Raw genomic sequence first — 25,156 nt, forward strand, 5'->3', positions numbered from 1 at the left:
TTTGAATCTATTTATAATAGAACTTTTCGTTGCAGTAAGAGAATTTCTATATCCTACAATTGAATGAATTCACTTTATGATAATTCATAGATTTATATCATTCCTATAAAGGAGCAATCATCTCAAATTCGAGCCAACCATCTGCTTGTTTATATATCTCAGGAGTTGGACATGAAAGCATCATATCAGATAAAGAGAAAACCTCTTCTCCAAGTTTCGGAGGAACTTCATTGGAGCAAACCACCTCTGCAAAATTTACACATCCTTTAAAAGCAAATCTATCTATCTTCTGCATCGAAGATGGGATAGTTAATGTTCCATCAAAACCACGACAATCTTTAAACGCTGCTTCTCCTATAGTAGTCAAAGAGGATGGCAACATCAAGCTGCCAATAAAACCATGACAATCTCGAAATGACGACTCCCCTAACCACTTTAAAGTGGAGGGCAAATCTAAAATACCATCAAAGCCGCTACATCCACTAAAAGCCGCATCGTCAATACGCTCAATAGTAGAAGGCATGATAAGACTTCCTCTAAATCCGCGACAGTTCTGAAAAGCATGTTTCCCTACTCTATTCAAAGTGAACGGCAGGGACAACATCCCAGTAAAACCATGACAATCTCGAAAAGCAGCATCCCCTATAATAGTTACAGAATTTGGGAGAAATAAAGTCCCTTTAAGACTACTACAATCTTCAAAAGCAGACCATCCGATGGTCTCCAACTGAGAAGGCAATACCAAACTACCATTCAATCCACTACAACCTGAAAATGTTTCATGACCAATAGTTTTAATGGAAGTAGGCAAAGTGATCCCATCATCAAAACCGCTACAGCCATAAAAAGAACAAGCTTCAATAGAGTTCAAATTTACTGGAAGAAGAAGCTTTCCTGTAAAGCTGGAGCAATCTTTAAATGCAGCATATCCTATCGAATCCAATGAGGAGGGCAAAGTTAAATGGCCGTTGAAACCACGACATGAATAAAAGGCACGTGCTTTAATAGAGGTTACAGCAGGAGGAATAGTCAAATTTCCCGCAAGAAATGTACATTCAGCAAACGTATTCTTTTGGATAGAAGTCAATGAAGAGGACAACGTTAATTTCCCATCGAATCCACACTCATAAAAAGCTCCATCTCCGATCTCCTTGATACTAGAGGGTAAAAAGAGGTCTCCCCTAAAATATTGACATTGCATAAATGCAGATTGTCCAATAGACTCCAATGAGTCTGGCAAGTTCAGTACTCCATTAAAACTACACCTTGTAAAAGCAAATGCACCGAGAGACCTCAAAGAAGAAGACAAAACCAGATCTCCCGTAAGTCCTACACATTCATAAAATGATGATTCCCCAATAGAAAAAAGTGAGGGGGGTAAAACCAAAGAACCTTGCACCTCTTTACATCCATAAAATGCCGATTTGGTAATATGCAATACGACCTTTCCATCAATCTTTTCAGGAATTATAAATTGATCATGGGGGTAAGTTCCCGTATACCCATCAATGGCAATTCCTATCATTATAGAATCTGAGACCTCGTAACGAAACTCAGAAACAACAAACTTATCTGCCTCTTGAGACCAGACAGTTTCAAGAAGAAAAGATAAAATAATCAATCCAAACAATCTCTTCATAAAACAAGTTAGATTAGCACTCTAAAAACATTTACTTTATTAATTATATAAAGAACTATCGGTAGAATTCAGAAACAAGAAATTTATAGCCATATTATTTCATCTTCCAATCATATACACAAGAAACGCCCTTGTCTAAACAAATAAAAAACAAACAGTTGCAAGCAATCTATATCTAGGTTATTGTACATATTTTATCTATTTCAGAGTTATATATATACGTTGTATTGCTTGATATTAGACAAGTAGCTGCCATGTCTTTACGGCTACAGAAACATAGTGTTTTTCAAATAGTAGTAGAAGAAAAACGATAAAGAGAACAGGGACTGAGGAAATATATGATCACGAAACTTTTGGAGAACAACAAACGCCCATCTAGTTTATTAATGGGAAGAAATCTGATTGCTTTTCGTTGAGCATAATTAGGCTCAATGAATAAAAGTAGAAATAGGAAAACAACAAAACGATTCATTGGTATTACATAAGTTAGGCGGATCTATGGATCCAGGACAAATTAATAAAAGAATAGCTGTTTTTGATTTCTCATCCATAAAGCTTGCCAAAAACAATCATTTACAAAATTAACATTTTACTATATTATTTACATAAAACAAAGGTGAAAATTATACTCAATTCATTGAATCTAATTAATAACAGTTCATATGATACTGGGTTGATATATAACATTGCAATATTCCTGTCACACAATAGACCAGTTCTGACGCCACTAGACAAAGCTCTGCCTTGTCTATACACGGTGTGTTGATATATTATTGGATACGATAGATTGACATATACAGGATGCTGTAGGGTGTCGATATTGAAATTTGTTATGATAATGCCTTTGATCTTTTGTTTTGTCAGCTTTCTGTCCTTTGACAAGGCGGTCCCTGAGCTTGTCGAAGGGCATTGTGATTGCTCAAGATCTCGTGCCAAATCAATAAATCGATTTAAAAAAAGAAGGGACATCCAGCTACGGACATCCCTTCTCTTGATATTATTTATGGTCGAATTATCTATTCTTGATAATCTCAATAGTGTCTCGTGCAATAACCAACTCTTCGTTTGTTGGAACTACAATAAGAGTTACAGTACTGTCGTCAGTAGAGAAAATAGCTTCTTCTCCGTAAACATCATTCTTTTTAGAGTCCACTTTACATCCTAAGAAACCAAAATCTTTACAGATATCTTCTCTTTGGTCTACTGAATTCTCTCCAATACCTCCAGTAAAAATAATGGCATCTACCCCACCCATCGCAGCAACGTAAGATCCAATATATTTTTTAACGCGGTAATTAAACATTTGACGAGCCAGTTTGGCATTATGGTTGCCTTCTTGTGCAGCTTTACGAATATCTCTACCATCAGAAGAGACACCAGAAACCCCTAAAAGTCCACTATGTTTGTTCGCCAAAGTGTTGAAAGAACGAACGCCAATCTGCTCTTTCTCCATGATATATGTTACAGCTCCTACATCTAAGTCACCACAACGTGTACCCATCATCAAACCTTCAACAGGAGTAAATCCCATACTAGTATCGATAGACTCTCCGTTTTGAATCGCTGCAATCGAACCCCCATTACCAAGGTGACAAGTGATCAATTTAGAGTTTCTATAGTCTAAACCTAAGATCTCACAAGCTCTTTCCGAAACATAACGGTGACTAGTACCATGGAAACCATAACGACGAATACCATATTTCTCATACAGCTTATGAGGGATCGCATACATATACGAATGCTCTGGCATTGTCTGATGGAATGCAGTATCAAAAACACCACATTGAGGAACATCTGGTATTAATGCAGAAACTGCTTCAATACCTTTTAGGTTTGGTGGGTTATGTAAAGGAGCTAAATCGATACATTTCTGCATCTCTTCAACCACTTCATCTGTAATAAAAACAGAAGAGTTAAAACGCTCTCCACCATGAACAACACGATGTCCTACCGCATCAATTTCATTCAAATCTTTTATACAACCATGTTTTTCGCTAGTAAGTACTCCCAAAACATACTCAATACCTGCAGTATGATCTAGAATCTCTCCTTCGAAAAGCACTTTTTCTCCAGACTCTTTTTCATGCTTCAAAAAAGAACCTGTCATTCCTACTTTTTCTACAAGACCGATAGCTAAAACAGCCTCAGTATTCATATTTATTAGCTGATATTTTATTGAGGAACTACCACAATTTAATACAAGAACCTTCATAATAGTGTCTTTACCTTTAGAATAGAAAGATTTTCAATTACAACTTAAAATAATTTTCTCTTACAATCACGTTATTCTCATCGTAGCCATAGAAACCTTGACCTACATCTTTACCATAACGTTTTGCACGAGACAACTTTTTAATTAATGGAGATGGTTTGTATTTTACTTTACCAAATTCTCCATATAAGTTCTCCATATATCTTTCGATCTTATCGATACCTAAAATATCTGCTAACTCAAATGGACCAAAACGCATACCGAAACCAACTTTCATTGTTTTATCGATATCTGGAATATCAGAAACTCCTTCCATAAGCGTTTCACAAGCTTCATTCAAGAGAGAACAGAATAGTCTAATAGAAACCAAGCCAGCAGATTCTGATGCGCTAACCACACTTCTATTCAACATATGTACAAATGTCACGACACTTTGATATACTCTTTCTGTAGTATAAAGACTTTTAACCACTTCACAAACCTTCGCCTCTGCAGACTGAATGAAGAAGTGTAAGCTTACACAACGCTCTTTATATTCTAATTCAGAAGCAAGTTCCGTGATTGCAATAGTTGTTGAGTTTGTTGCAATAATACATTCCTTACTTACTTTTGCTTCGATCTCTTTGAAAACATCTTTACGTGTTTCAATTCTCAATCCTTCAGATTGTTCACGTATTGCTTCAATTACAAAGTCACACTCTGCTAGATCCGAATAATCTGTTGAACCACAAATTCTTGATAGGATCGCTTTCTTCTCACCAGGAGTAAGTCCCCAATTATCTATGCGTTTGTCCAACTCATTCTCGATACTCGTTTTGGCCTCAGAGATTTTTTCGAGAGAAACCTCAATAAATACGACCTCGATGCCATTAAAAGCGGCAATACGTGCAATATTTTGTCCAACTTTACCACATCCGACAATACCAATCTTAGAAAACAACGTTTTTGAACGGTGCTTTTTACTCAGACCGAAATCCTCAATTTGTTCAACTATCTTTGTCATTTTAGCGATTCTTTTTTCTTTTATAGCTCTATAAATCTATCGTTTTCAAGAGAGAGTCTCCTCTCTCTTGAAATAGTTATTTCATCTCTATCCTGCTGCTTGAGTTGCAGTAATTGCAACCAAGTTTACAATATCACTTACAGAACATCCACGAGAAAGGTCATTGATTGGTGCAGCCATTCCCTGTAGAACAGGACCAACAGCTTGAGCTCCTGCCAAACGTTGTACCAACTTATAACCAATATTACCAGCCTCAAGGCTTGGGAAGATAAGTACATTCGCTTTACCAGCTACTGGACTTTCTGGAGCTTTTAGAGCAGCTACCTCTTCTACGATCGCTGCATCCAATTGAAGTTCTCCATCAATTTTGAATTCTGGAGCCATCTCCTGAGCTATCTTCGTTGCATTGGCAACCTTATCTACCACATCATGTTTAGCACTACCTTTTGTAGAGAAACTCAACATAGCAACTTTAGGATCCATTCCAACAATTGCCTTAGCAGTCTTCGCTGTTGCTACAGCAATCTCTGCCAACTGCTTATCATTTGTTTCTGGCATCACAGCACAATCAGAAAAAACCATTACTCCTTCATGTCCAAATGTTTTATCTTTTAAGAACATTAAAAATGCTCCAGATACCACACTCATTCCAGGTAAAGTTTTTACAAATTGGAAAGCAGGACGTAACACATCGCCTGTAGCATTGATCGCTCCAGCAACTTCCCCATCTGCATGACCGGCTTTAATCATAATAGGACCAAAACACAATGGATCATTCAACATATCCAAGGCTTTCTCTTTAGTAAGTCCTTTTTTCTTACGAATCTCAACCATAATATCTGCATAAGCATCTCTGTTGCTATCTGTTGCAGGATCAACGATCGTTGCACCATCAATACAAACCCCCAAGCTTGCTGCATTTGCCTTTACCGTTTCAGGATTGCCTAATAAAATGATTTGTGCGATCCCCTCTTTTAACAAAATCTCTGTTGCTTTTAAAGTACGCTCCTCTGTACCTTCTGGAAGAACAATTTTCTTATTTGCTTTTTTGGCGTTCTCCTTAATTTGGTTTAATAATTCCATCTTTCTTGACGATATTAAAGCTGAATGCTATTGTTATTGTTTGGACAAATCTATATAAAAATGTCCCATTTAATCGACTGATTAATTAATTTTATAACACAAAATCCACTTTTTTCTATATCTTCTGCTGTAGAGCATATATTTAGGTGTATTTTTGTATAAAATCGATCTCTTGTAATGATGATATTTCACACACAAGACTATTTTGCAATCTTTAGATTACAAAAATAACATTTTATTGACTTGTACACATCCCTTTTTTAAAAAAATATCACTCTTTTTGATATAAATTTATTGTCATATGAAAACATCACATTCGATCCCATGGAAAATATTGATGCACACTATTTCAGGAGATGTAGCTACTGATAAGACAAATCAAATCATGTATGCAACCGACTCCTCTCTCTTCTATATAAAGCCACGCGCAGTGGTCTTTCCAAAGGACGAAAAGGATGTGATTGCAACCATCAAATTTGCAAACAAATATGGGATCTCAATCACGGCAAGAACCGCAGGAACCTCCCTCGCAGGACAAGCAATAGGAAGCGGGATTATCTTAGATATGTCCCGTTACATGAATCAGATTTTAAAAATCTCTCCTGAAGAGAGGTGGGTCGAGGTGGAGCCAGGAGTAAACCTAGAACACCTAAACAACACATTGAAACCAATGGGACTTCTTTTTGGTCCCGAAACATCTACAGCTTCAAGATGTTGTATTGGTGGAATGTTAGGGAATAATTCATGTGGTCTTCACTCTCTTGTTATGGGAAGTGTAAGAGATCATATTGATCGAATAGATTGCATCATGGAAGATGGCTCAAAAATTCGTTTTAAGGAGTTAACTTACGATCAATTGATCAAAAAAACCCATGGTCCGAATAGAGTGGAGTCGAGAATATATCATTCTATCGATAAAATAATTCATGCTCCAAGATTTGCTGAGTCCGTATCAACGCATTTTCCTGATCCCATATTAAAACGTAGAAATATGGGATATGCATTGGATCAAATATACCATGAACAGAAACGCACGTACAACATAAGTAGACTGATTGCAGGGTCGGAAGGGACATTGGCTATTGCAACCAAAATACGAATCCATCTACAACCTCAATATCCTAAAAACAGAACATTACTAGTCATTGCTTTTGATAGCCTTCAAGACGCACTCTGTGCAAACCTTGAGATACTCAAACATAAACCGATAGCCATTGAGTTGATGGATCACTATATTGTAGATGCTGTCAAAAAACTAAATAAATACGACTTAAATCATTATTTCCCCAAAACCCCTCAAGCTGTTCTAATGGCAGAGTTTGTAGATGATCAATCTACAGCTCTAGACAACCTCTGTCACGATGCAATCCATAACATTAACAAACAATACCCTTCGGCTTTATTTTCTCAGTATAAGAAAGCCGAAGAGATCCAAACATTATGGAATATTCGAAAAGATGGACTGGGTGTTCTTGCAAATATTAAGTCAAAAAAGAGAAGTACCACTGTCATTGAAGACACTGCTGTTGCACCGAAACACCTTCCTGCATATATAGACGATTTAAACATCTTGTTTGACAGACTAGGATTAAATTGTGTGTTCTACGCCCATATTGCCACAGGGGAACTACACCTACGCCCGATGTTGGATCTAGAAGATCACCACGACAAGGAGTTATTTCTTACCTTAGCCAAAGAGGTAGCACTTTTAGTTAAAAAATACAGAGGCTCCCTTTCTGGCGAACATGGGGATGGTCGATTAAGATCGCCAATGCTCCCATATATGTTCTCTAAAGAGGTCATCGCATGGTTTAAAAACATCAAGAGAGCCTTTGATCCTCATGGACTGTTCAATCCCAATGTAATATTAAATGCAGATCCCGACTTTAATCATCTAAAGTATAACTTAAAGGAACCGATCCCCTCTCTTCCTACTTACTATCGATATGATAATTCTATCAATTTTCATGATCAAATAGATAAATGTACAGGCTCAGGGATCTGTATCCGAAAAGACAAAAACTATCAAGGGATGTGTCCAACATATCATGCAACCAAACAAGAGGAATATAGCACTCGTGGTCGTTCCAATTTGATGCGTGCAACGCTACGTACCAACGAAGTGCAGTGGAATATAGACAAAGAGCTCTTGAAAACGATTACCCACTGTTTGGGATGCAAAGCTTGTAAGAGAGAGTGTCCTTCAAGTGTAGATGTTGCAAAGTTAAAATCTGAATATCTTGCTCAATACTATGAAAAGCATAGGCCTACGCTTCAAACCTTGGCAATTGCCTATCTTCCCCAACTGGCTATTTTGGCATCTAAACTCCCGAGGACAAGTAATTTTTTTGCACAATCCTTCATTACAAAAAAGATGCTCCAAATAGCATCCAATACCGCCATGCCACGATTTGCAAACAAAACTGCTAGGAGTAAAATGGACAGACACCCAGCACCTCACAGCAATCCTGATGTAATATTATATGTCGATGAGTTTACAAACTATTTCGATAGTGAGTTGGGATATAAAGCCTTTCTTCTACTTCTAAAACTGGGGTGCAATATAAAGCCTATTTTCCTCTCTCAAAATGGAAGAACCTATATTTCCAAAGGATTATTAAAGCAGGCAAAAAAGATTGCCGATAAAAATGTCTCATGGATTCTCTCTGAGATAAGCCCCAACACCCCTATCTTAGGAATTGAGCCATCTACAACAGCAACGCTAGTGGATGAATATATGGATCTGATAGACAACCCAAGCGACTTTAAACCCTATATTGCGAATATTGATCTAATTGATCATTACCTTTTGAATATCATATCAAAAAATCCTTCGTTACTCAAATCAACACAAAAAACAGATCGAAATATCTATTATCATGGACACTGTCATCAAAAAGCCTCTTTTGGAATTGACAAAACAGTAGCTCTTCTTTCGATGTTTACCAATGGAATCGTCGAAACTTCTAAAACAGCCTGTTGTGGAATGGCTGGTTCATTTGGATATGAGAAAGCACATGCAACCTTAGCAATTCAAGTTGGAGAGGTAAAGCTTTTTCCAGATGTTCGAAAAAGAATTGAAAATACAACCTTTATCGCATCAGGCACAAGCTGTAGACACCACATTGCTCAGAACACCGGTGCGACAGTTCTACATCCAATAGAGTGGCTTTATCATATTATGGAGCGATAGAGATAAAGCGTATTTAAACAAGTAAGAATTTGACAACAGAAACATTTTTAAAATCATTCGTGAATTAAATCTCTCGCCAACATCAGTGTTCCCATTGTTATTCTTAACAAAAAATGTTGTAATGCAATTCAAGTACTAGTTTGCTCATACATAAAGAGTAGGAGTATTCTCTTTTGTGGAAATCATTTATTGTATTCTTAATCAAAATGCTAACATTCTAGTTCTAGCTAGTGTAACAGATGAAAGTTACTAATAAATAGGAAAAAAGAGGAGCTTCTACTAAAGCTATCCTGTAATTTCTTTTTCGGGTATCAACATTTAATAATTCAAAAAACATTTGATGAGTAGCAATTTAGCAATTGCTGAATTGATTTGGAAATTAAAAAACAATCCAACTGACAACATCTCTATCACTTTAGATTATGATAAAATGATAGAGATATTTCTAACCATAATGTACACAACTAGAATATTAATGAAGCACATCATATCTACTAAATAATGACGGTGGATTATCTTGCCTTGATAACTATTAACAGCGATAATTAGACTCTTCAGTATTAAGCTAAATTCACCAAATATGTCATTTATTTTACATATGCATACGATCAGATTTACATAAAAAAACAGATGTAATAACGATTGTTTTTACAACATTTAATAATAGATAAATCAATTTCTATTTACACGTTCTAATCATATATCATATCTATCTGGATACCTAATAATTTATCTTTAGGATTCCCATCTTTCAACTCTAAACAAATATTGTCAGTAATAATAGTTTTAAATTCTTCTTCCGATAGATATTGTTTTACTTCTTCCAACTGATTCTGGTTCAACGTTAAATTATATTGTTTCCCCGAAATTTTTATATAATCAGCTAATACCTTAAATAATTCCGCGATTTGCCTTGGATCTGTATCACTTAATAGCCTACTATCATGGAACAAAAAATTCACATTATGAGATTCTCCTTTGAGCAACAAAGTCAAATCATAACAAAATATCTTTATGTTATTAATACCATCAGAAGCATCTGCCTCAATTTTTGCATCGATATCAAATCTAATTTGATTCTCACCACTATTATTAATAATAGAGATTCCAGCTCCAGATTTAGGATAAAATCGTTTGGCTAACTCTCTAAAAAAATCATTCAGGACATTCGTTTTTTCTCTTGAATCTATTAAATACTGTATTGTGTTCTCTGTTGATTCAATGAATTTTTTATCAATTTTAATCTTATTTTTATTATAACTCTCGATTAATTCATCATATCGCCTAACATTTGCTTCTTGTGCTCTCAAATCCGACAATTTCTGATTCATTTTTGTGTATACATCGAGAGCCTGCTTTGCATCTAAGTATCTTAATCTTGAATCTAATTTATTTACCCTTTCCTTAGACTGATTCTGTAAGTCTTCTATTTCTCTTTGGAAGCTCGTCTTTTGTTCTTGAAGTCTTTTATTACGACTAGATGTAAGATTCTGATAAAACTTTTCTAGTTCATCCAATGTTTTTAAAGCATCCTGCTTTATGATGATTGAAGCTTCTTTATAGATATTCTCAATATTCTGCTTGTCAATATCAGGAGAAAGTTTCAAAGTTTGATCGATCTTTCTTATTTGATTTTGAAATAAGACAATCTTATTATTGATCTTGTCTAATTCATTTTTCAACTTGTCAGCTTCTGCATTAACTTCATAATAATCCTCTGCAACCTCAAATTTATTGAGCTTGGTTTGCAACAAGTCAATATCATCTTTAATTTGTTGTAACTCAATAGATGAATCTTTCTTCCTGTTAAAAAATTCCTTTAATAGATCATCATTCTTTAAATCTGAAACAAGTTTCTTTATTCGTTCCTGCTCTTTTCGTAGTTTGAACTTTTCTTCTATCAAGAAAATATTTAGCCCCAATAGCAATGCGTTTGTTACCTGAATTTGATATGCATTTTTGACAGCATTAGGGTTATTAAACATATTATATGAAGCTTTCCTTGGTCTTGCAAAAAAAGGTATCAAGGAACGAAAGGATAGTTGACTTACATTTTCAGGAATCCGAAACAATAAAGCTTCAAGTTTATCTTTAAAATCTTTAATTTTGAGCTCCCGTCCATTAAACACAATAACATTCTGATTTTCGGTACTTCTAGAGGAAACATATTCAGAGCCTTCAATTTTAAAAGTCAAAGTAAATGTCCATTCTTTTAATTTTGATTTGAATACCGTTTTGGAACTAGAACCTAAACAAAAATGAACGAGGGCAACAATCAATGATTTTCCTACACCATTTGAAGTTGGAGACTCATCGTTATTCGATGATCTATTATTAACTTGTGTAGCAACAATAAAATTTAAACCTGTTTCATTTATAAAATTTACAGTTTTAAATGAAGGCATGTTTGCTGTTAACGATATTAATTGCATTTGCTAATTATTCCTTTCTTTTGTTTAATTGCATTTATTCCATATAGAAAAATTAAGGTCATGATAATATTATCAAAACTATGTTTTGATGCATATAATCCATTTTCATAATCATGTTGATATTCTTCCCAAATATCATCTATACTTTTGGGTTGATCTAATTTCTTTAAAAGATAACTACCTAAACCAAGTAAAGATTGAGAAAAATTTATGTGTTTTGAAGGCATTATCATTACTTATATATTTTTATTGGTTCTTCAAAAATATCACAACATTCAAAATATTTTGCCATAATAACACTTATTGACGAAATAAACTGATTTTCTAACCGAGGACAACACTTCTTTACAATATTCCAAAATAGATCATCCCCTTGATACTCTATTTTCAAAGTTTGATATATTTCAACCATTCTTATTTGTAATTCTTCACCCAAAAATGGATCTTCAGATAAATACTCATTTAAATCACCCAAATTCATAGATGCATTATTTAATATCAATCTTGTATTATCATTAAGGTTATTGAAATTAATCTTTTCATTCCAATCTGGTAGTGTAAGCTTCTCGGGTAAGGAAGTAAATGGTAATTTCTTTATATGTGAAATTACTTCAGTTATTACAGAAAAATCAATATTAATATTTTCCAAATTTGGCAATATTCCAACGATGTCAAATATTTCATCATCATTTAATGAAAATAAGATTCTTTCTAAATCTTTTGGCGTAATAATTTTACCCTTAAGTAGTTTATTTTTAAATATTAAATCATCAAGTGTGGCAGTCGCATCAGGATTTACGCCTTTGTATTTATCATTAACAACAAAGTAGAATTCACGAATAGGCTTCCATTGCTTATGACTTAATAGACCATTAAAATCAACAATTAACTTTTTAACAGTATCAGGATAACTTTTAATTATATCGATTGGTGCATAGACTTGAAAAAAGACACCTTTTGATCTTATATATCCATCGTTTTTTCGATCTCCAATATTGCCCCATGGTTTTATTTGTTGAAAATCAGGTTCAGCATAATTCATTATCTGGGTAAATAAATCTTCAAATGCATTTCCATCAGACTCATGTATTTTAAGTCTGAAGAGCTTTCTGGCAAGAGTTTTTTGTTCACCTTTCATACATACAAAAATAAAAATAATTTAATAGTTTCTTTTATTCTAAGTATTAAAACGAAACAAAATGATGAATATCATTGATTCTAAAATACAGATTTAAAATGAGAATGATCATAAAAATAGTTATCTCTTTTTCAATGATACCACTACTACTATTCGTCTACGTTCAAAAGGAGCAGTAAACACAAATCAGTCATCAATCAATATATTATGCAAATTAAACATATACCTTGTTCGAATGCTATAAGAAAAAAGTTATTTCTATCACTCCACTTTGTAGAGCCCAAAACGCTTTTTTTTGCATTAAATGATTCAGCAGAAACACTAGAACTTCTATTATGAATCAGCCCTTATCTGTCCACTATGATATGATGATAGTTGTAGTCAACAAATTAAGTATCTGCAGCCGTAGATACAAGGCAGTGCCTTGTATTACATTGCACAATATAACAAAATCAAAAGAGGGGTAGCGATCTATTCTCATCTAATTGACATAAATAGAAGATCATGATATTACACCACTCGAAATAGAATATTCTGACACCCTAGACAAGGCAGTGTCTCCCTAAAGTTCTTGCAACATGTGTAAATAGCAAATTTATAATCATCAATTTTGATGTATCATGAGACAGTTAGGCTCTCCTATGTTTGTAAAATAAGCAATCGGAATAGTTCATCTACAACGTTTTATATGCGATTCTGAAACATAAGGGTAACCACAAGGAACATCTATACTATTGTACTGCGTAAATATCTTACTTAAGGATATATTACAATCTGTCCACAGACTCTTTATCCTAAATCACAGGTCCTCCTAAAACAACACCTATTTCATATCACTTACACACTTTTTCTGACAGTGACAGTGTCATGACACTGTCTCGACAGTATGTCAGCTCTTGATAAAATAGCTATCGAAAGGCTATTTGACAGTTATTTTGTCCATGATTAATTCATGGATTGTTCATGCTTCAGCCACCGAATCGATGGAGAATCGATGAACAAACCATGAACAAACCATGAACAAACCATGAACAAAGTACGGATCAAACCATAATCAATCCATGGATGTGGTATATTTGTACGGATAGCAGGTTAAACCCCTTATTACAGAAAAATAATAAATTTGTATTATGGGAATACGAAAAAGAAAGAGTTACGAAAGAGAGTTCAAGATGATGATTGTTAATCTTGTAGATAGCGGTAGAGATGCTCGTTCAGTTGCTGAAGAGAACGACATCGATGCTCATATGGTACGACGCTGGGTTCGTGAGTTTCATACATATGAAAAAAACTCATTTCAGGGTAATGGCAATCTAGTTCAGACAGACGAAGAAGCAAGAATCTCACAACTTGAAAAAGAGCTGAAGCAAGTTCGTATAGAACGAGATATCTTAAAAAAAGCCATCAACATATTCTCCAAGAGCGACAGCTAACTTATGAGTTCGTATCAGATAATAGTACGATGTTTTCTGTCGAGAGTATGTGTAAAACACTAGACATAAGTAGCTCAGCTTATTATGAATGGAAAAAAGATATACCATCCCAAAGAAAAATAGCATGGGAGAAGGATACAAAGCTCGTGTTGAAAGAGTATAATGAATCGAAACGTCGTTACGGTAGCCATAAGATTACAGCAGTACTTAATCAAAATGGTGTCACTACATCAAGAAACCGTATTGCTCGGATAATGAAACGAAATGGTATAAAAAGTTGTATTTGTAAAAGTTACAAACCCCAAACGACTAGGTCAGACCATGGTAAACGAGTTGCATTAAATCATCTTAATCGAGAATTCAAGACTAACGAACCATGTAAAGTTTGGGTATCTGATCTTACATATGTTCCAACAGAGCAAGGTTGGCTATACCTTACTACAATAATGGATCTCTTTGACCACTCTATTGTTGGGTGGTCAATGTCTGAGGACATGACGGCAGAAAACACTGTAATGAAGGCTTGGAAAATGGCCAAACGCAATCGTAAACCTAAGGCCGAAATGCTATTTCACTCTGATCAAGGAGTGCAATATGTAGCTGAAGAATTAAAAAAAGAATTTAGAAAGGCGAATGTAATTCAAAGTATGAGTAGAAAAGGAAACTGCAGGGATAATGCAGTAGCTGAAAATTTCTTTAAGATAATTAAATCTGAAATGATTGATCATAGACACTATTACTCTAGATTTCAGGCAAAGACAGAAATATTTCATTTTATTGAAGTTTGGTATAACAGGAAAAGAATACACTCAAAATTGGGATACAGATCGCCATTGGAATTTATGGAATTATATAATCAATGTGCGGCTTAACTTTTTGTCCGGTAAAAAGTTGCATATCCACCATAGGGAAAGAGGTGTAAATGAGAGTGAAAAAAAACGACAAGAGGGAGTATCAAGATACTCCCTCTTATCGTTAAATCTATTTTGTACTAAGCAAACCAGAATGCAAGCAAAGTAACGATAGCGAAAACTATAATAACAGAACCAGCTATTCGATTTCCCAACTTCAAGTTCTTCATATTAAATTTATGACGAAACATATTGACAACAGAGGTCAAGATATACCACCAAGACATGGCACCGATAAAAATACCTCCAATTAAAAACAGGGCAACCAGTGGCTCATCTAGACTAATCACCATCTGAAAACGGGCAAAAATGGAGAAGAATATTAAGATTGCTAATGGGTTTGAGAATGTAAGAAGAAAAGTAAAGAAATAGTCCTGCCAATAAGAGGCTGTCTTCTTCTTAAATTTCTGTACATCACTGGATGGGTCAGATTGGAAAATATGCCATCCTAGCACGATTAAAATAATTGCCCCAAAAAAGCGAAACATGACCTCATGGGTACGGATAAGATCAATAATGTAGCTCAAACTAAAACCTGCAATAATTGCATATATTGTATCGGATGAGGCTGCTCCCAATCCGGCATAAAATCCAGCTTTTCTATTCTTATTAATTGTTTTTTGGACACATAACACTCCAATTGGTCCAAGTGGAACAGAAGCACACAAACCGATAATGGCTCCTTTCAAAAGTAATTCTAAATACATCTAGTTGCTTTAAATATGTTTTAGGTTAACCCTTTATTACTACTACAAAATCCTATTTTGTTTGGTTCATTCATAAATTGCTCAATCGCACTTTTAAAATCATCTGGAACCCGACATGGTCTTTTGCTATTTCGATCTAGAAAAGTCAAAATAGTAGTTCCACTACAAAGGACATTCTCTTTATCGTCTAAGACTTCTGTCTCTATAGCCAATTTCAAACCACTTAATGACTTCACGGAAGTTCGTATTTCCAAGATTTGATCAAAAACAGCAGAACGATGATACTTTGCCTCAACGGAAACCACTGGCATCATGATACCACTTTGCTCTATTTCTTGATATGAACAAAAAATCTCTCTTATCAACTCGTTTCTTCCGATCTCGAAAAGTCGTAGATAATTTGCGTAGTACACCACTCCCATAGCATCAGTATCACCATAACAAACTCTATAGTGGATGGATGTATAGTTTTTCATCTCTTTAATAGTATTTTTTATTTTGAAAATGTAGAGTTCGGTTCTTTAGCCATATGATTGAATGTCAATCGATCTAATAGCTTAGGGAAGAATTTAGATAATAATACAGTGAATTTACCCTCAACTAAAGTCATGATAATGGTTCTTTTTCTTCGCTTTACCGCGTTAAATATCAACTCTGCACATCTTTCTGCAGACATCATTTTACTTTCGTTACGAGGCGTATCCCCTTGTTTTGAACCATCCTCAACTAAAGCTTGAGTGCGAATCTCAGAAGAGGTAAAACCAGGAGCAGCCACAAGTACATGAACTCCTTTATGCATATTTTCAATACGAACAGTATCTAAAAATCCTCTTACTGCAAATTTAGATGCAGCATATCCTGTTCGACCAGGAAGCCCAACATATCCTGCGATAGAGATAACACCGACAATAGATCCTTTGCTATGAACGATATGTTCTAGTGCATATTTTGTACAATAAACAGTCCCCCAAAAGTTCACATCCATTACATTCTTCAACACATCTAATTGAACATCTTGAAAAACAGCACGCATAGAGATTCCTGCATTATTAATTAGTACATCAATTCTGCCAAATCGATCTATTGCAGAATTTATCAAGTTCTTACAATCCTCCTCTTTCGTTACATCTGTAGCAACACATAGCACATCAGAGGGTAATTCAGAAGCCAATTTTTCCAGACGATCTTGTCTTCTTGCTCCCAATACAATTTTTGCCCCTTTACTTGAATAGGTTCTTGCCAATGCTTCTCCAATACCTGAAGAAGCTCCAGTGATAACTACTACTTTGTTTTCCATATGAAACATTTCAATAATGAATGCTTTTTATAACCTTAAAATAAGGCGAAAGATACATTTATTTTTAAGATTAAATATGATAATGGAATAAGAATATCCAACTGAACCAATAGACATGACAGCACTTTTCAGATAAACATCACATTATCAAATACATTACGAAAAACATATTTAATACACAGGAATTAACAGCTTCTTGAATTAACAATCCCAATCTAATTATTTTTTAATAATAAAGCACTTAAATTAACCGTAAAAGATACAACAACCTCTATATGAATAGTGTATTAATAGAAAGAACCTATAACTTATCTTTAAAAACACGTCTTTAAATGGAAAATATTCTTTTTGAAAAAAAGTTGATCCAACGGAAGCCTTATCTGTACAATTTTGCTTTAAAATTAACCCGATCACATCAAAAAACACAAGATCTTATACAGGAAACATATTTTAAAGCATGGAAAAGCAGGACACTCTACAAGCCTCAAACTAAATTTAAAGCATGGATCTTTACGATCATGAGAAATTCTTTTATCAACAATTATCGCAAGAATGGTTCTCATAGAGTACTCTTTGACACCAATCAATATAACAAGCTTACGAACGACAAAGAGAGTAACACTAATATGCAAGAGAGTATCCTTCGAATAAACGAGATTAATGACAAGATCTCAGAGTTAAAAAGTGGAGTTCGTGAAGCATTCCTACTTTACTTAGAGGGATTTAAATATAAAGAAATATCCACAAAATTGAATTTACCATTAGGAACAGTCAAAAGCAGAATATTCTTCGCAAGGAAGCACCTATCAAGTAGAATAAAGAAACATTAGTATTGTTAAAATTTAAATAACATTAAGGAAATAAAACTTCACTTTATATTTAAAAAATAAACAAAAAAAACAACTTTTTTGATGTTTTTTTAATAAAAAAGAGTTGCAAATGTTTTTTATTGTTGATAAATTTGGTATGCAACAATGAGTTACGCGGTTATAAACATAAACTATCCCCCTTTATGAACCTTATCCAATTCCAAAAATCTCTACTTCAACTAGAGGACAAGTTATATTATTTTGCCCTAAGTCTAACGGCAGATCCGGAGAGAGCACAAGATCTTCTTCAAGAAACCTATCTTAAAGCGCTAACGTATAGAGAAAAGTTTAAAGACAACACCAACTTTAAAGCTTGGATCTATACAATCATGAAGAACACGTTTATTAATGACTATCGGAGAAACCTAAAAACCAAAACTACTTTCGATAGCAGTAATAATGACTATCTATTAAATATCTCTAGAGACACACAATTTCCAAGTCCGGACTCTTCCCATGCAGAAAAAGAAATTTTAAAAAATATCTATCGTTTGGACAAGGAATTTAGGGAACCGTTCGTTATGTTCTTGAATGGCTTTAAATACAAAGAGATTGCAGTCAAGCTTGGTCTGCCTCTTGGTACTGTTAAAAGTCGAATATTTTTTACACGAAAAAAATTAGAAAAATGGCTAAAAGAGTATTCAAAATAACATAAGTACATTATTTAACCTCAAACCAACAAATTTACACCCCTTCATTTATGACAACTTTAGAATTTAAAGAAAACCTTTTACAGCTTAAAGACAATCTCTATTTTTTTGCAGTGAAGCTAACGTCTGATCCTACGAAAGCCCAAGATCTATTACAAGAAACCTTTCTCAAAGCGCTACTTTATCGGACCAAATTTCGTCCTGACACCAACTTCAAAGCATGGGTCTTTACCATCATGAAGAATAACTACATTAACGATTTTAGAAAACAATCGAAGATTAACAGAGCTTTTGAACAATCAGAGGATATTAATATTCAAAAGGACTTTTATTCGCCAAGCCCAGAAGCGATAAAAGCAGAAAAGGATATCCACAAAGCAATAAATAGTTTAGAAGACGAAGTGAGAGAACCTCTCGTTCTTTTTATTAATGGATACCACTATAAAGAGATATCTGTCATGTTAAAACTTCCTATTGGGACAGTGAAAAGTAGGATTCATTTTTCACGCAAGAAGCTATCAAAGCTTCTTGCGGATTATAAATACAAAGATTAGATCGAAGCCGTTTTTTTCAATAAGAACGCTTCTTGATCGGCTTCTAAACCAAGTTTTAGAAGCGATTCTTTAACTGATTCATGATAATTATTGATCCATAAAACCTCATTATGGGTCAATAGTTCTTTATCTATTAATTTCAACTCTAAAGGAAACATTGTTAATGTTTGAAAAGAGAGAAAATCACCAAATTCATTAGAGATATCCTCTTTCACATAGACAAGATTTTCAATTCGTATTCCATAAGCTCCTTCGATATAAATTCCAGGTTCGTTTGATAGAACTTGTCCTTTTTGTAGAGGTTGATTGTTATAATCAGGTCTGATAGACATCGGTCCTTCATGAACATTTAAGAAACTACCCACACCATGACCTGTCCCATGACCATAATTGGTTCTATTTTTCAAAAGTGCTGTTCTTGCAAGAATATCAAGATGACAGCCTGAATATCCTTTAGGGAAGATGGCTTCAGAAAGAGCAATCACTCCTTTTAGTACATTGGTATAGTCTCTTTTCATTACATCACGAACCTCTCCTATAGCAAAAGTTCTCGTGATATCAGTTGTTCCAACATAATACTGTCCTCCTGAGTCGATCAAAAGCAATCCAGAACCAACAATCTTCTTACTATCTTTAGAGGCACTATAATGGACAATGGCCCCATTCTCTTGATACCCTACAATAGGAGCAAAACTATCTTGAACGAACAAGGAAGATTTGGCTCTAAACTGATGCAGCTTCTCTCCTATTTCATACTCCGTAAAACCATCTTGGGCATGCTCCTCAAGCCATTTCCAGAAAGCGATTAACGCTTTCCCATCTTCTAGATGTGCTTGGATAGCTCCATGAATCTCTGTCTCATTTTTAATAGACTTCTTCAAAGTAATTGGAGAGTCTGCTTCTATACGATTCTCTTTTAGCGAAGCAATCGTTTTTTGGGTTGACTTAGTTGGATCATAGCCAACGACACCAGTAAGATGATTTAGATCTGTAAAATATGTATTATACGGTTTTACAGATACCTTCAGGTTCCCAAAGTGTTTCACATCGATATCTGACCCTGTGTATAGGGTAACCTCCTCTCTAGAGACAATTACATAAGAATAAAAAACAGGATTATACTCAATATCATTACCTCTAAGATTTAACAGCCATGCAATTTCATCCAATGCACTGACTAAATAGTAATCCATGTTATAAGATTGCATAAACTCTCTAACCGATTCTATTTTACGATCACGACTCTCTCCACAATAAGCGATATCATGAAGTAATATTGGATTAAAAGTTAGAGGGATAATATCTGATGCAATAGTTTCAAAAATATCGCCACTATCAACCCATACAAAAGAGGAAGGTTTACATACACTTGCAAATTCTTTGGCTGAAATTAATTGTGCATCATAACCTACACGAGAGTTTTCTTCAATCTTTTGAGACAACCAATCGGTATATAATGGAGTGTCAGGAGTTCGATCCTGTATCTGTTCAATGTCTAAGCCTGATAATTGTATTTTTGCCTGTACAGTATATCTAGAGTCAGTCCAAAGAGCAGCATCATTTAGGGTGATTACTACAAAGCCATAAGAACCTGTAAAACCAGTCAGCCATTCACGCAATTTGAAGTGATCATGCATGTATTCACTCAAATGAGGATCGGAATAGTAAACTACATATGCATCTAATCTACGCTTTTTCATCTCATCTCTTAAAGCGCTTATACGGGAAGAATATATATTCATAACTATATTTTTTTGATCTTATCTAATGATAACATTCTATTGCCACAAGATAAGAAGAAAGAGACAAAATATTGATGAATAAACTCTGCAATATGAAGGATAGAGAGTCAACCGTCTCCAATAAATAAGAGTTCTAGTCAGCAATAAAAACATGATCTTATTCCCTATTTATTTACTTCCCCCTATAAATAGATACATAATCTCTAATATTTTTAATAATTTTACTACGAGTCTATCCTCTATTTTGGATACCTAAATAAAATATAGAATCATGAATAGAATCTTTACGTGTATTGTAGCACTACTACTATCACAACAACTCTCCGTTGCTCAGGATAAAAATACAGAGACAAAACCTTGGAACATCGCGAATCTTGGGGTTGTACATCTTCCTGCATTTAGTTCTCAAGGAGACATCAATTTCAAAAAGACTACTTTTAAAAAGGTACTCCCAACAAATCACACTGCCTTTGATCAAATTTCAAACAATGCAACACTACCATGGACACGGGTTCAAGAGGAAAGTGTCGCTTCAAATATCAAGAAAAAAAACAATCTATACCTTCTTGAAACAAATATCAACTGTCACAGATGGAGTGATTCGAAATTAGAGTTAACTGTAAATAACCCCGTGAAGGTTTATTTAGATCAAAAAATGGTGAAAAGTTATGAAGATACAGCTAAAACAACCCTCTCCATTCCAATGAAACTTACACTTGGAGGTCATCACCTTACAGTAGTAATGGCTAATTACCAAGAAGCACCTCTATTTACCTCAACACTTAAGGTGGACGATTCAAAATTAGCATATGCTACTACGAATTCAAGCTATAAGAGAGTCCTTTCTCTATCAGATCTTTTAGATGGAACAAAGATAGTAGGAGCATCGATCTCTCCTTCTGGTAAATACTACCGTTTTATTTTGAATGATATGAAAGATGGGAAATCTCACTATCGTTATCAAATCAGAGAGTTGAAAACAAATCGTGTAGTAAAAGAGTGGAGATACGAATCATTGGTAAGCTGGAGATGGGTTAAAAATAGCGACCTAATTGTTTATGGAAAGAAGTCAACAAAAGGTTATGACATCCTTAGCTATAATCCAGTAACCTCCGAAACAAAATTGGTATATGAGGGGATTGAAAAGCTATATAGCTTCTATATTTCTGATAATTTCCATCGTATCATTTATAGTAAAAAAACAAATAAGGAGAAGAAGACAGATCTTAAAAGAATCTACACACCAGACGATCGAATTGCGGGGTATAGAAATCGATATGGTTTAAGAATGATTGATCTAAATTCATTGCAAGACATTCAACTGACCTCAGGGTACCTTACCACCTCTTTGCAAGATATTAGTAATGATGGAAAGAAGATACTCTTCTCTACTGTTCAGCAAGATTGTGATGCCTTCCCTTTTTATCGAACCAAGGTATACGAAATGAACCTCAACACATTTAAACTAGATACTCTATACAATGAGGCAGACGGAGGTATAAGTGTAAACTATACACCAGATGATTCGAAGCTTCTTGTTCAGGCGGGTGCAACTGTATTTAAGGGAATCGGAAAGAATATTCAAACTAGTTTCAAGCCAAACAGTTACGACTCGCAACTATTTCTTTGGAATCGTACCACGAAGAAAGTAACTCCAATTACTAAGAACTTTGATCCTTCTATTGATAGCTACACGTGGACAGACAAAACAAATCTGTATCTTCTTGCAAGCAATAAGGATAAAAAAAGTCTTTATCATTACGACCTAAAGAAGAATCACTTCGAAGAATTACCAACAGATATAGATGTTATTTCTCAATTTAGTATAAACAAAAAAGGAAATCAAATCATCTATTACGGTTCTAGTATCACTAAAGATAAAGAGGTATATCTTTACAATATAAAGAGCAAGAAGAATCGATGTATTGCGAAGAGTGCAAATGTTACCAACGAACATCTACTTCTAGGAAAGACAGAGGAGTTCAATTTCAAAAACCATAACAACGTAGATATATCTGGGCGTGTTTATTACCCTCCATATTACGACAAAACAAAGAAGTATCCTGTTATTGTCTATTACTATGGCGGGACATCGCCTACTGTTAGATCATTTGGGGGAAGATATCCTAAGAACTTATGGGCTGCACGAGGCTACATGGTGTATGTACTTCAACCTAGTGGAGCTACTGGCTTTGGTCAAAACTTCTCTTCTTATCACGTAAATGGATGGGGAAAAGATGCCATTGAAGATATTATCGCAGGAACAAAACAATTTCTAAAAGCTCATCCATCAGCCGATGCCAAAAATGTAGGGTGCATAGGTGCGAGTTATGGTGGATTTACAACCATGATGCTACAGACACGTACAGATATATTCAAAACAGCAATATCACATGCTGGGATTAGCGACATTACGAGTTATTGGGGCGAAGGTTATTGGGGATATAGTTACAGCACCGTTGCGGCTGCAGGAAGTTATCCTTGGAATAATAAAGACCTATTTGTAAAACAAAGTCCACTTTACAGAGCAGATAAATTTAAAAATTCGATTCTACTAATTCATGGTACAGCTGACACCAATGTTCCCGTTGGAGAGAGTAAGCAGTACTATCTAGCACTAAAATTACTAAAGAAAGATGCAGAGATGGTTTTGGTAGATGGAGAAAATCACTGGATTATGGATTACAAGAAACGTAAACAATGGCACCAAACAATTGTATCTTGGTTCGACTTCAAACTAAAAGGAGAGAAAGAACAATGGGAGTCACTATACCCAGCTAAACAATTATAAAAAGAGATAGAGAGAAGTTCCATTGCTTCTCTCTATATCATATCATTTAGATTCCCCATAAGAAAAAACATACCTTAGATTACAGTTCTTAGACATTTCATTGGGATTACATCCTAACTTTCCTTCAGGAATATCAATTCCTAGTTTCTTATAGTACTCAACCCACCCCTCATTGAAAGTCCCACTAACAGGATCTTTGAAAGTCATTGGATTCAATTGAAACAAAGAATCCTCTTTGAAAATATCATAAATAAATTCAGAACAATAATAGCCAGAATCTTCAATAATATAAGTCTTATTGTACTTCTCTCCTAAAAGATTATTTGCGTGTCTCAAAGCGGTGTTAATTCGAATCTCCTTAGGTTTTCGTATCATAAACACATCGACACGACGAGCTACTCCACCTTCTTTAGAAAACTCGTCTAATGTACTTTTAATCACACCACCATGAGGCGTTGCATGTATCACGACCATCTTACCATGCAATGTGTCCACCACACCAATATGGGAATAACCAACGGCTCCAGTTACCCTATTAATCGCAGAAGATAAGCTATCACTAGTAGCAGAACGAAATAGAATGTCTCCCCTATGTACTCTAGGGTTAAAACAACTCGTTAAAAAGATCATAAATAATGGAACTAAATACCACTTCATCTCACCATCTCCTTCAATTGAGCAATCTCCTCTGTCCATATATCCGAATTAGGTGTTTCAAGAACCATAGGTATCTCTTCGAATCGTTCAGACTTCATAATATAATCGAAAGCATCCATTCCAATAAATCCTTTACCAAGAGATTCATGTCTATCCACACGAGTTCCTAGTTCCTTTTTTGAGTCATTTAGATGCATCCCTTTAAGATATTTGAACCCAACGATTTCACCAAAGAGATCGAATGTTTCGCTTGCAGCATCTCTACTTGATAAGTCGTAACCAGAGGTAAAAGCATGACAAGTATCAATACATACACCAACTCTAGTCTTATCTTCTACACGATCAATAATATACGCCAAATGCTCAAATTTGAAGCCCATATTCGAACCTTGCCCCGCTGTATTTTCAATCACTGCACAGACACCACTAGTTTGTTTTAGAGCCCAATTGATAGATTCTGCAATACGATCCATACACTCCTCTTCAGAAATCTTCTTCAGATGGCTTCCTGGATGAAAGTTCAAACGATCAAGTCCTAGCTGTTCACAACGCTGAAGTTCATCTAAAAAAGCATTACGAGACTTCTCCAACGCTGTTTGTTCAGGATGACCTAAATTGATTAAATAGCTATCATGAGGCAAGATTTGTGAAGGAGTATATCCTGCATCCTTACAATTCTGTTTAAACTTTTCAATCTGTTCTTGTGTAAATGGTTTTGCAGCCCATTGTCTTTGATTCTTTGTAAAAAGAGCAAAAGAGGTTGCGCCCAATTTTGCAGCATTGAGAGGTGCATTCTCAACCCCTCCTGCTGCACTCACATGTGCTCCAATATATTTTGTCATATA

21 protein-coding genes are annotated in these 25,156 nt (G+C 34.9%); 8 read left to right on the plus strand and 13 right to left on the minus strand.

The window, feature by feature from the left end:
- Positions 1-103: 103 nt before the first annotated feature.
- From K4L44_07460 to pta, 4 genes are all read right to left on the minus strand, one after another.
- A complete protein-coding gene (locus tag K4L44_07460) occupies positions 104-1,639 on the minus strand; it encodes a leucine-rich repeat domain-containing protein (protein QZE15661.1) in 1,536 nt (511 codons plus the stop codon).
- A gap of 1,012 nt (positions 1,640-2,651) precedes the next feature.
- Positions 2,652-3,854: an acetate kinase gene (locus K4L44_07465; protein QZE15971.1), complete on the minus strand. Its 1,203-nt coding sequence runs from the start codon at positions 3,852-3,854 to the stop codon at positions 2,652-2,654.
- A gap of 34 nt (positions 3,855-3,888) precedes the next feature.
- The gene (locus K4L44_07470; protein ID QZE15662.1) at positions 3,889-4,854 is read right to left on the minus strand and encodes a 3-hydroxyacyl-CoA dehydrogenase family protein; all 966 of its coding nucleotides are present in this window, start codon (positions 4,852-4,854) and stop codon (positions 3,889-3,891) included.
- An 87-nt stretch (positions 4,855-4,941) separates the two neighbouring features.
- The gene (pta, locus tag K4L44_07475) at positions 4,942-5,937 is read right to left on the minus strand and encodes a phosphate acetyltransferase (protein ID QZE15663.1); all 996 of its coding nucleotides are present in this window, start codon (positions 5,935-5,937) and stop codon (positions 4,942-4,944) included.
- A 301-nt stretch (positions 5,938-6,238) separates the two neighbouring features.
- Here pta and K4L44_07480 point away from each other — a divergent pair, with 301 nt between their 5' ends.
- Both K4L44_07480 and K4L44_07485 read left to right on the plus strand, forming a co-directional pair.
- Positions 6,239-9,130: an FAD-binding oxidoreductase gene (locus K4L44_07480; GenBank protein ID QZE15664.1), complete on the plus strand. Its 2,892-nt coding sequence runs from the start codon at positions 6,239-6,241 to the stop codon at positions 9,128-9,130.
- Positions 9,131-9,470: 340 nt separating this feature from the next.
- On the plus strand, positions 9,471-9,632 hold the full coding sequence (locus K4L44_07485; protein ID QZE15665.1) for a hypothetical protein: 162 nt from the start codon (positions 9,471-9,473) through the stop codon (positions 9,630-9,632).
- Positions 9,633-9,822: 190 nt separating this feature from the next.
- Here the strand turns inward: K4L44_07485 and K4L44_07490 are convergent, their stop codons facing one another.
- From K4L44_07490 to K4L44_07500, 3 genes are read right to left on the minus strand one after another with little or no spacing between them, the layout of a single operon-like run.
- Complete coding sequence (locus K4L44_07490) at positions 9,823-11,562, minus strand: DUF2326 domain-containing protein (protein ID QZE15666.1); 1,740 nt, start codon at positions 11,560-11,562, stop codon at positions 9,823-9,825.
- A complete protein-coding gene (locus K4L44_07495) occupies positions 11,553-11,795 on the minus strand; it encodes a hypothetical protein (protein QZE15667.1) in 243 nt (80 codons plus the stop codon). The genes K4L44_07490 and K4L44_07495 overlap by 10 nt, the downstream gene beginning before the upstream one ends.
- Positions 11,795-12,700: a hypothetical protein gene (locus K4L44_07500; GenBank protein QZE15668.1), complete on the minus strand. Its 906-nt coding sequence runs from the start codon at positions 12,698-12,700 to the stop codon at positions 11,795-11,797. Before K4L44_07500 ends, K4L44_07495 begins: the two co-directional genes overlap by 1 nt.
- Positions 12,701-13,830: 1,130 nt before the next feature.
- Between K4L44_07500 and K4L44_07505 the strand changes: the two genes are divergently transcribed.
- Positions 13,831-14,133: a transposase gene (locus K4L44_07505; GenBank protein ID QZE15669.1), complete on the plus strand. Its 303-nt coding sequence runs from the start codon at positions 13,831-13,833 to the stop codon at positions 14,131-14,133.
- The gene (locus K4L44_07510; protein ID QZE15972.1) at positions 14,112-15,005 is read left to right on the plus strand and encodes an IS3 family transposase; all 894 of its coding nucleotides are present in this window, start codon (positions 14,112-14,114) and stop codon (positions 15,003-15,005) included. Before K4L44_07505 ends, K4L44_07510 begins: the two co-directional genes overlap by 22 nt.
- A gap of 119 nt (positions 15,006-15,124) precedes the next feature.
- On the opposite strand, the gene K4L44_07515 is transcribed toward K4L44_07510, so the two are convergent.
- Genes K4L44_07515 through K4L44_07525 form a run of 3 tightly spaced genes read right to left on the minus strand, consistent with a single transcriptional unit; the run spans position 15,125 to position 17,048 of the window.
- Complete coding sequence (locus K4L44_07515) at positions 15,125-15,751, minus strand: LysE family translocator (GenBank protein QZE15670.1); 627 nt, start codon at positions 15,749-15,751, stop codon at positions 15,125-15,127.
- 20 nt (positions 15,752-15,771) lie between these two features.
- Positions 15,772-16,227, minus strand: coding sequence for an acyl-CoA thioesterase (locus tag K4L44_07520; protein ID QZE15671.1), 456 nt, complete (start codon positions 16,225-16,227; stop codon positions 15,772-15,774).
- 17 nt (positions 16,228-16,244) lie between these two features.
- Positions 16,245-17,048, minus strand: a complete 804-nt coding sequence (locus K4L44_07525) for an SDR family oxidoreductase (protein ID QZE15672.1) — start codon at positions 17,046-17,048, stop codon at positions 16,245-16,247.
- A gap of 332 nt (positions 17,049-17,380) precedes the next feature.
- Here K4L44_07525 and K4L44_07530 point away from each other — a divergent pair, with 332 nt between their 5' ends.
- The 3 genes from K4L44_07530 (at position 17,381) to K4L44_07540 (ending at position 19,121) form a co-directional block, all read left to right on the plus strand.
- On the plus strand, positions 17,381-17,878 hold the full coding sequence (locus K4L44_07530) for an RNA polymerase sigma factor (GenBank protein ID QZE15673.1): 498 nt from the start codon (positions 17,381-17,383) through the stop codon (positions 17,876-17,878).
- A 182-nt stretch (positions 17,879-18,060) separates the two neighbouring features.
- On the plus strand, positions 18,061-18,567 hold the full coding sequence (locus K4L44_07535) for an RNA polymerase sigma factor (protein ID QZE15674.1): 507 nt from the start codon (positions 18,061-18,063) through the stop codon (positions 18,565-18,567).
- Between the two features lie 50 nt (positions 18,568-18,617).
- Complete coding sequence (locus K4L44_07540; protein ID QZE15675.1) at positions 18,618-19,121, plus strand: sigma-70 family RNA polymerase sigma factor; 504 nt, start codon at positions 18,618-18,620, stop codon at positions 19,119-19,121.
- Here K4L44_07540 and K4L44_07545 read toward each other — a convergent pair.
- The gene (locus tag K4L44_07545; protein ID QZE15676.1) at positions 19,118-20,863 is read right to left on the minus strand and encodes an aminopeptidase P family protein; all 1,746 of its coding nucleotides are present in this window, start codon (positions 20,861-20,863) and stop codon (positions 19,118-19,120) included. The genes K4L44_07540 and K4L44_07545 overlap by 4 nt on opposite strands.
- Positions 20,864-21,134: 271 nt before the next feature.
- On the opposite strand from K4L44_07545, the gene K4L44_07550 reads away from it, so the two are divergent.
- Positions 21,135-23,654, plus strand: coding sequence for a prolyl oligopeptidase family serine peptidase (locus tag K4L44_07550; GenBank protein ID QZE15677.1), 2,520 nt, complete (start codon positions 21,135-21,137; stop codon positions 23,652-23,654).
- Positions 23,655-23,696: 42 nt separating this feature from the next.
- On the opposite strand, the gene K4L44_07555 is transcribed toward K4L44_07550, so the two are convergent.
- Together K4L44_07555 and nfo are read right to left on the minus strand one after the other, a co-directional pair.
- The gene (locus tag K4L44_07555) at positions 23,697-24,350 is read right to left on the minus strand and encodes a hypothetical protein (GenBank protein ID QZE15678.1); all 654 of its coding nucleotides are present in this window, start codon (positions 24,348-24,350) and stop codon (positions 23,697-23,699) included.
- A complete protein-coding gene (nfo, locus tag K4L44_07560) occupies positions 24,308-25,153 on the minus strand; it encodes a deoxyribonuclease IV (protein QZE15679.1) in 846 nt (281 codons plus the stop codon). Before nfo ends, K4L44_07555 begins: the two co-directional genes overlap by 43 nt.
- Positions 25,154-25,156: the final 3 nt, after the last annotated feature.

The sequence above is a fragment of the Prolixibacteraceae bacterium genome, assembly GCA_019720755.1.
Taxonomy (GTDB): domain Bacteria; phylum Bacteroidota; class Bacteroidia; order Bacteroidales; family Prolixibacteraceae; genus Halosquirtibacter; species Halosquirtibacter laminarini.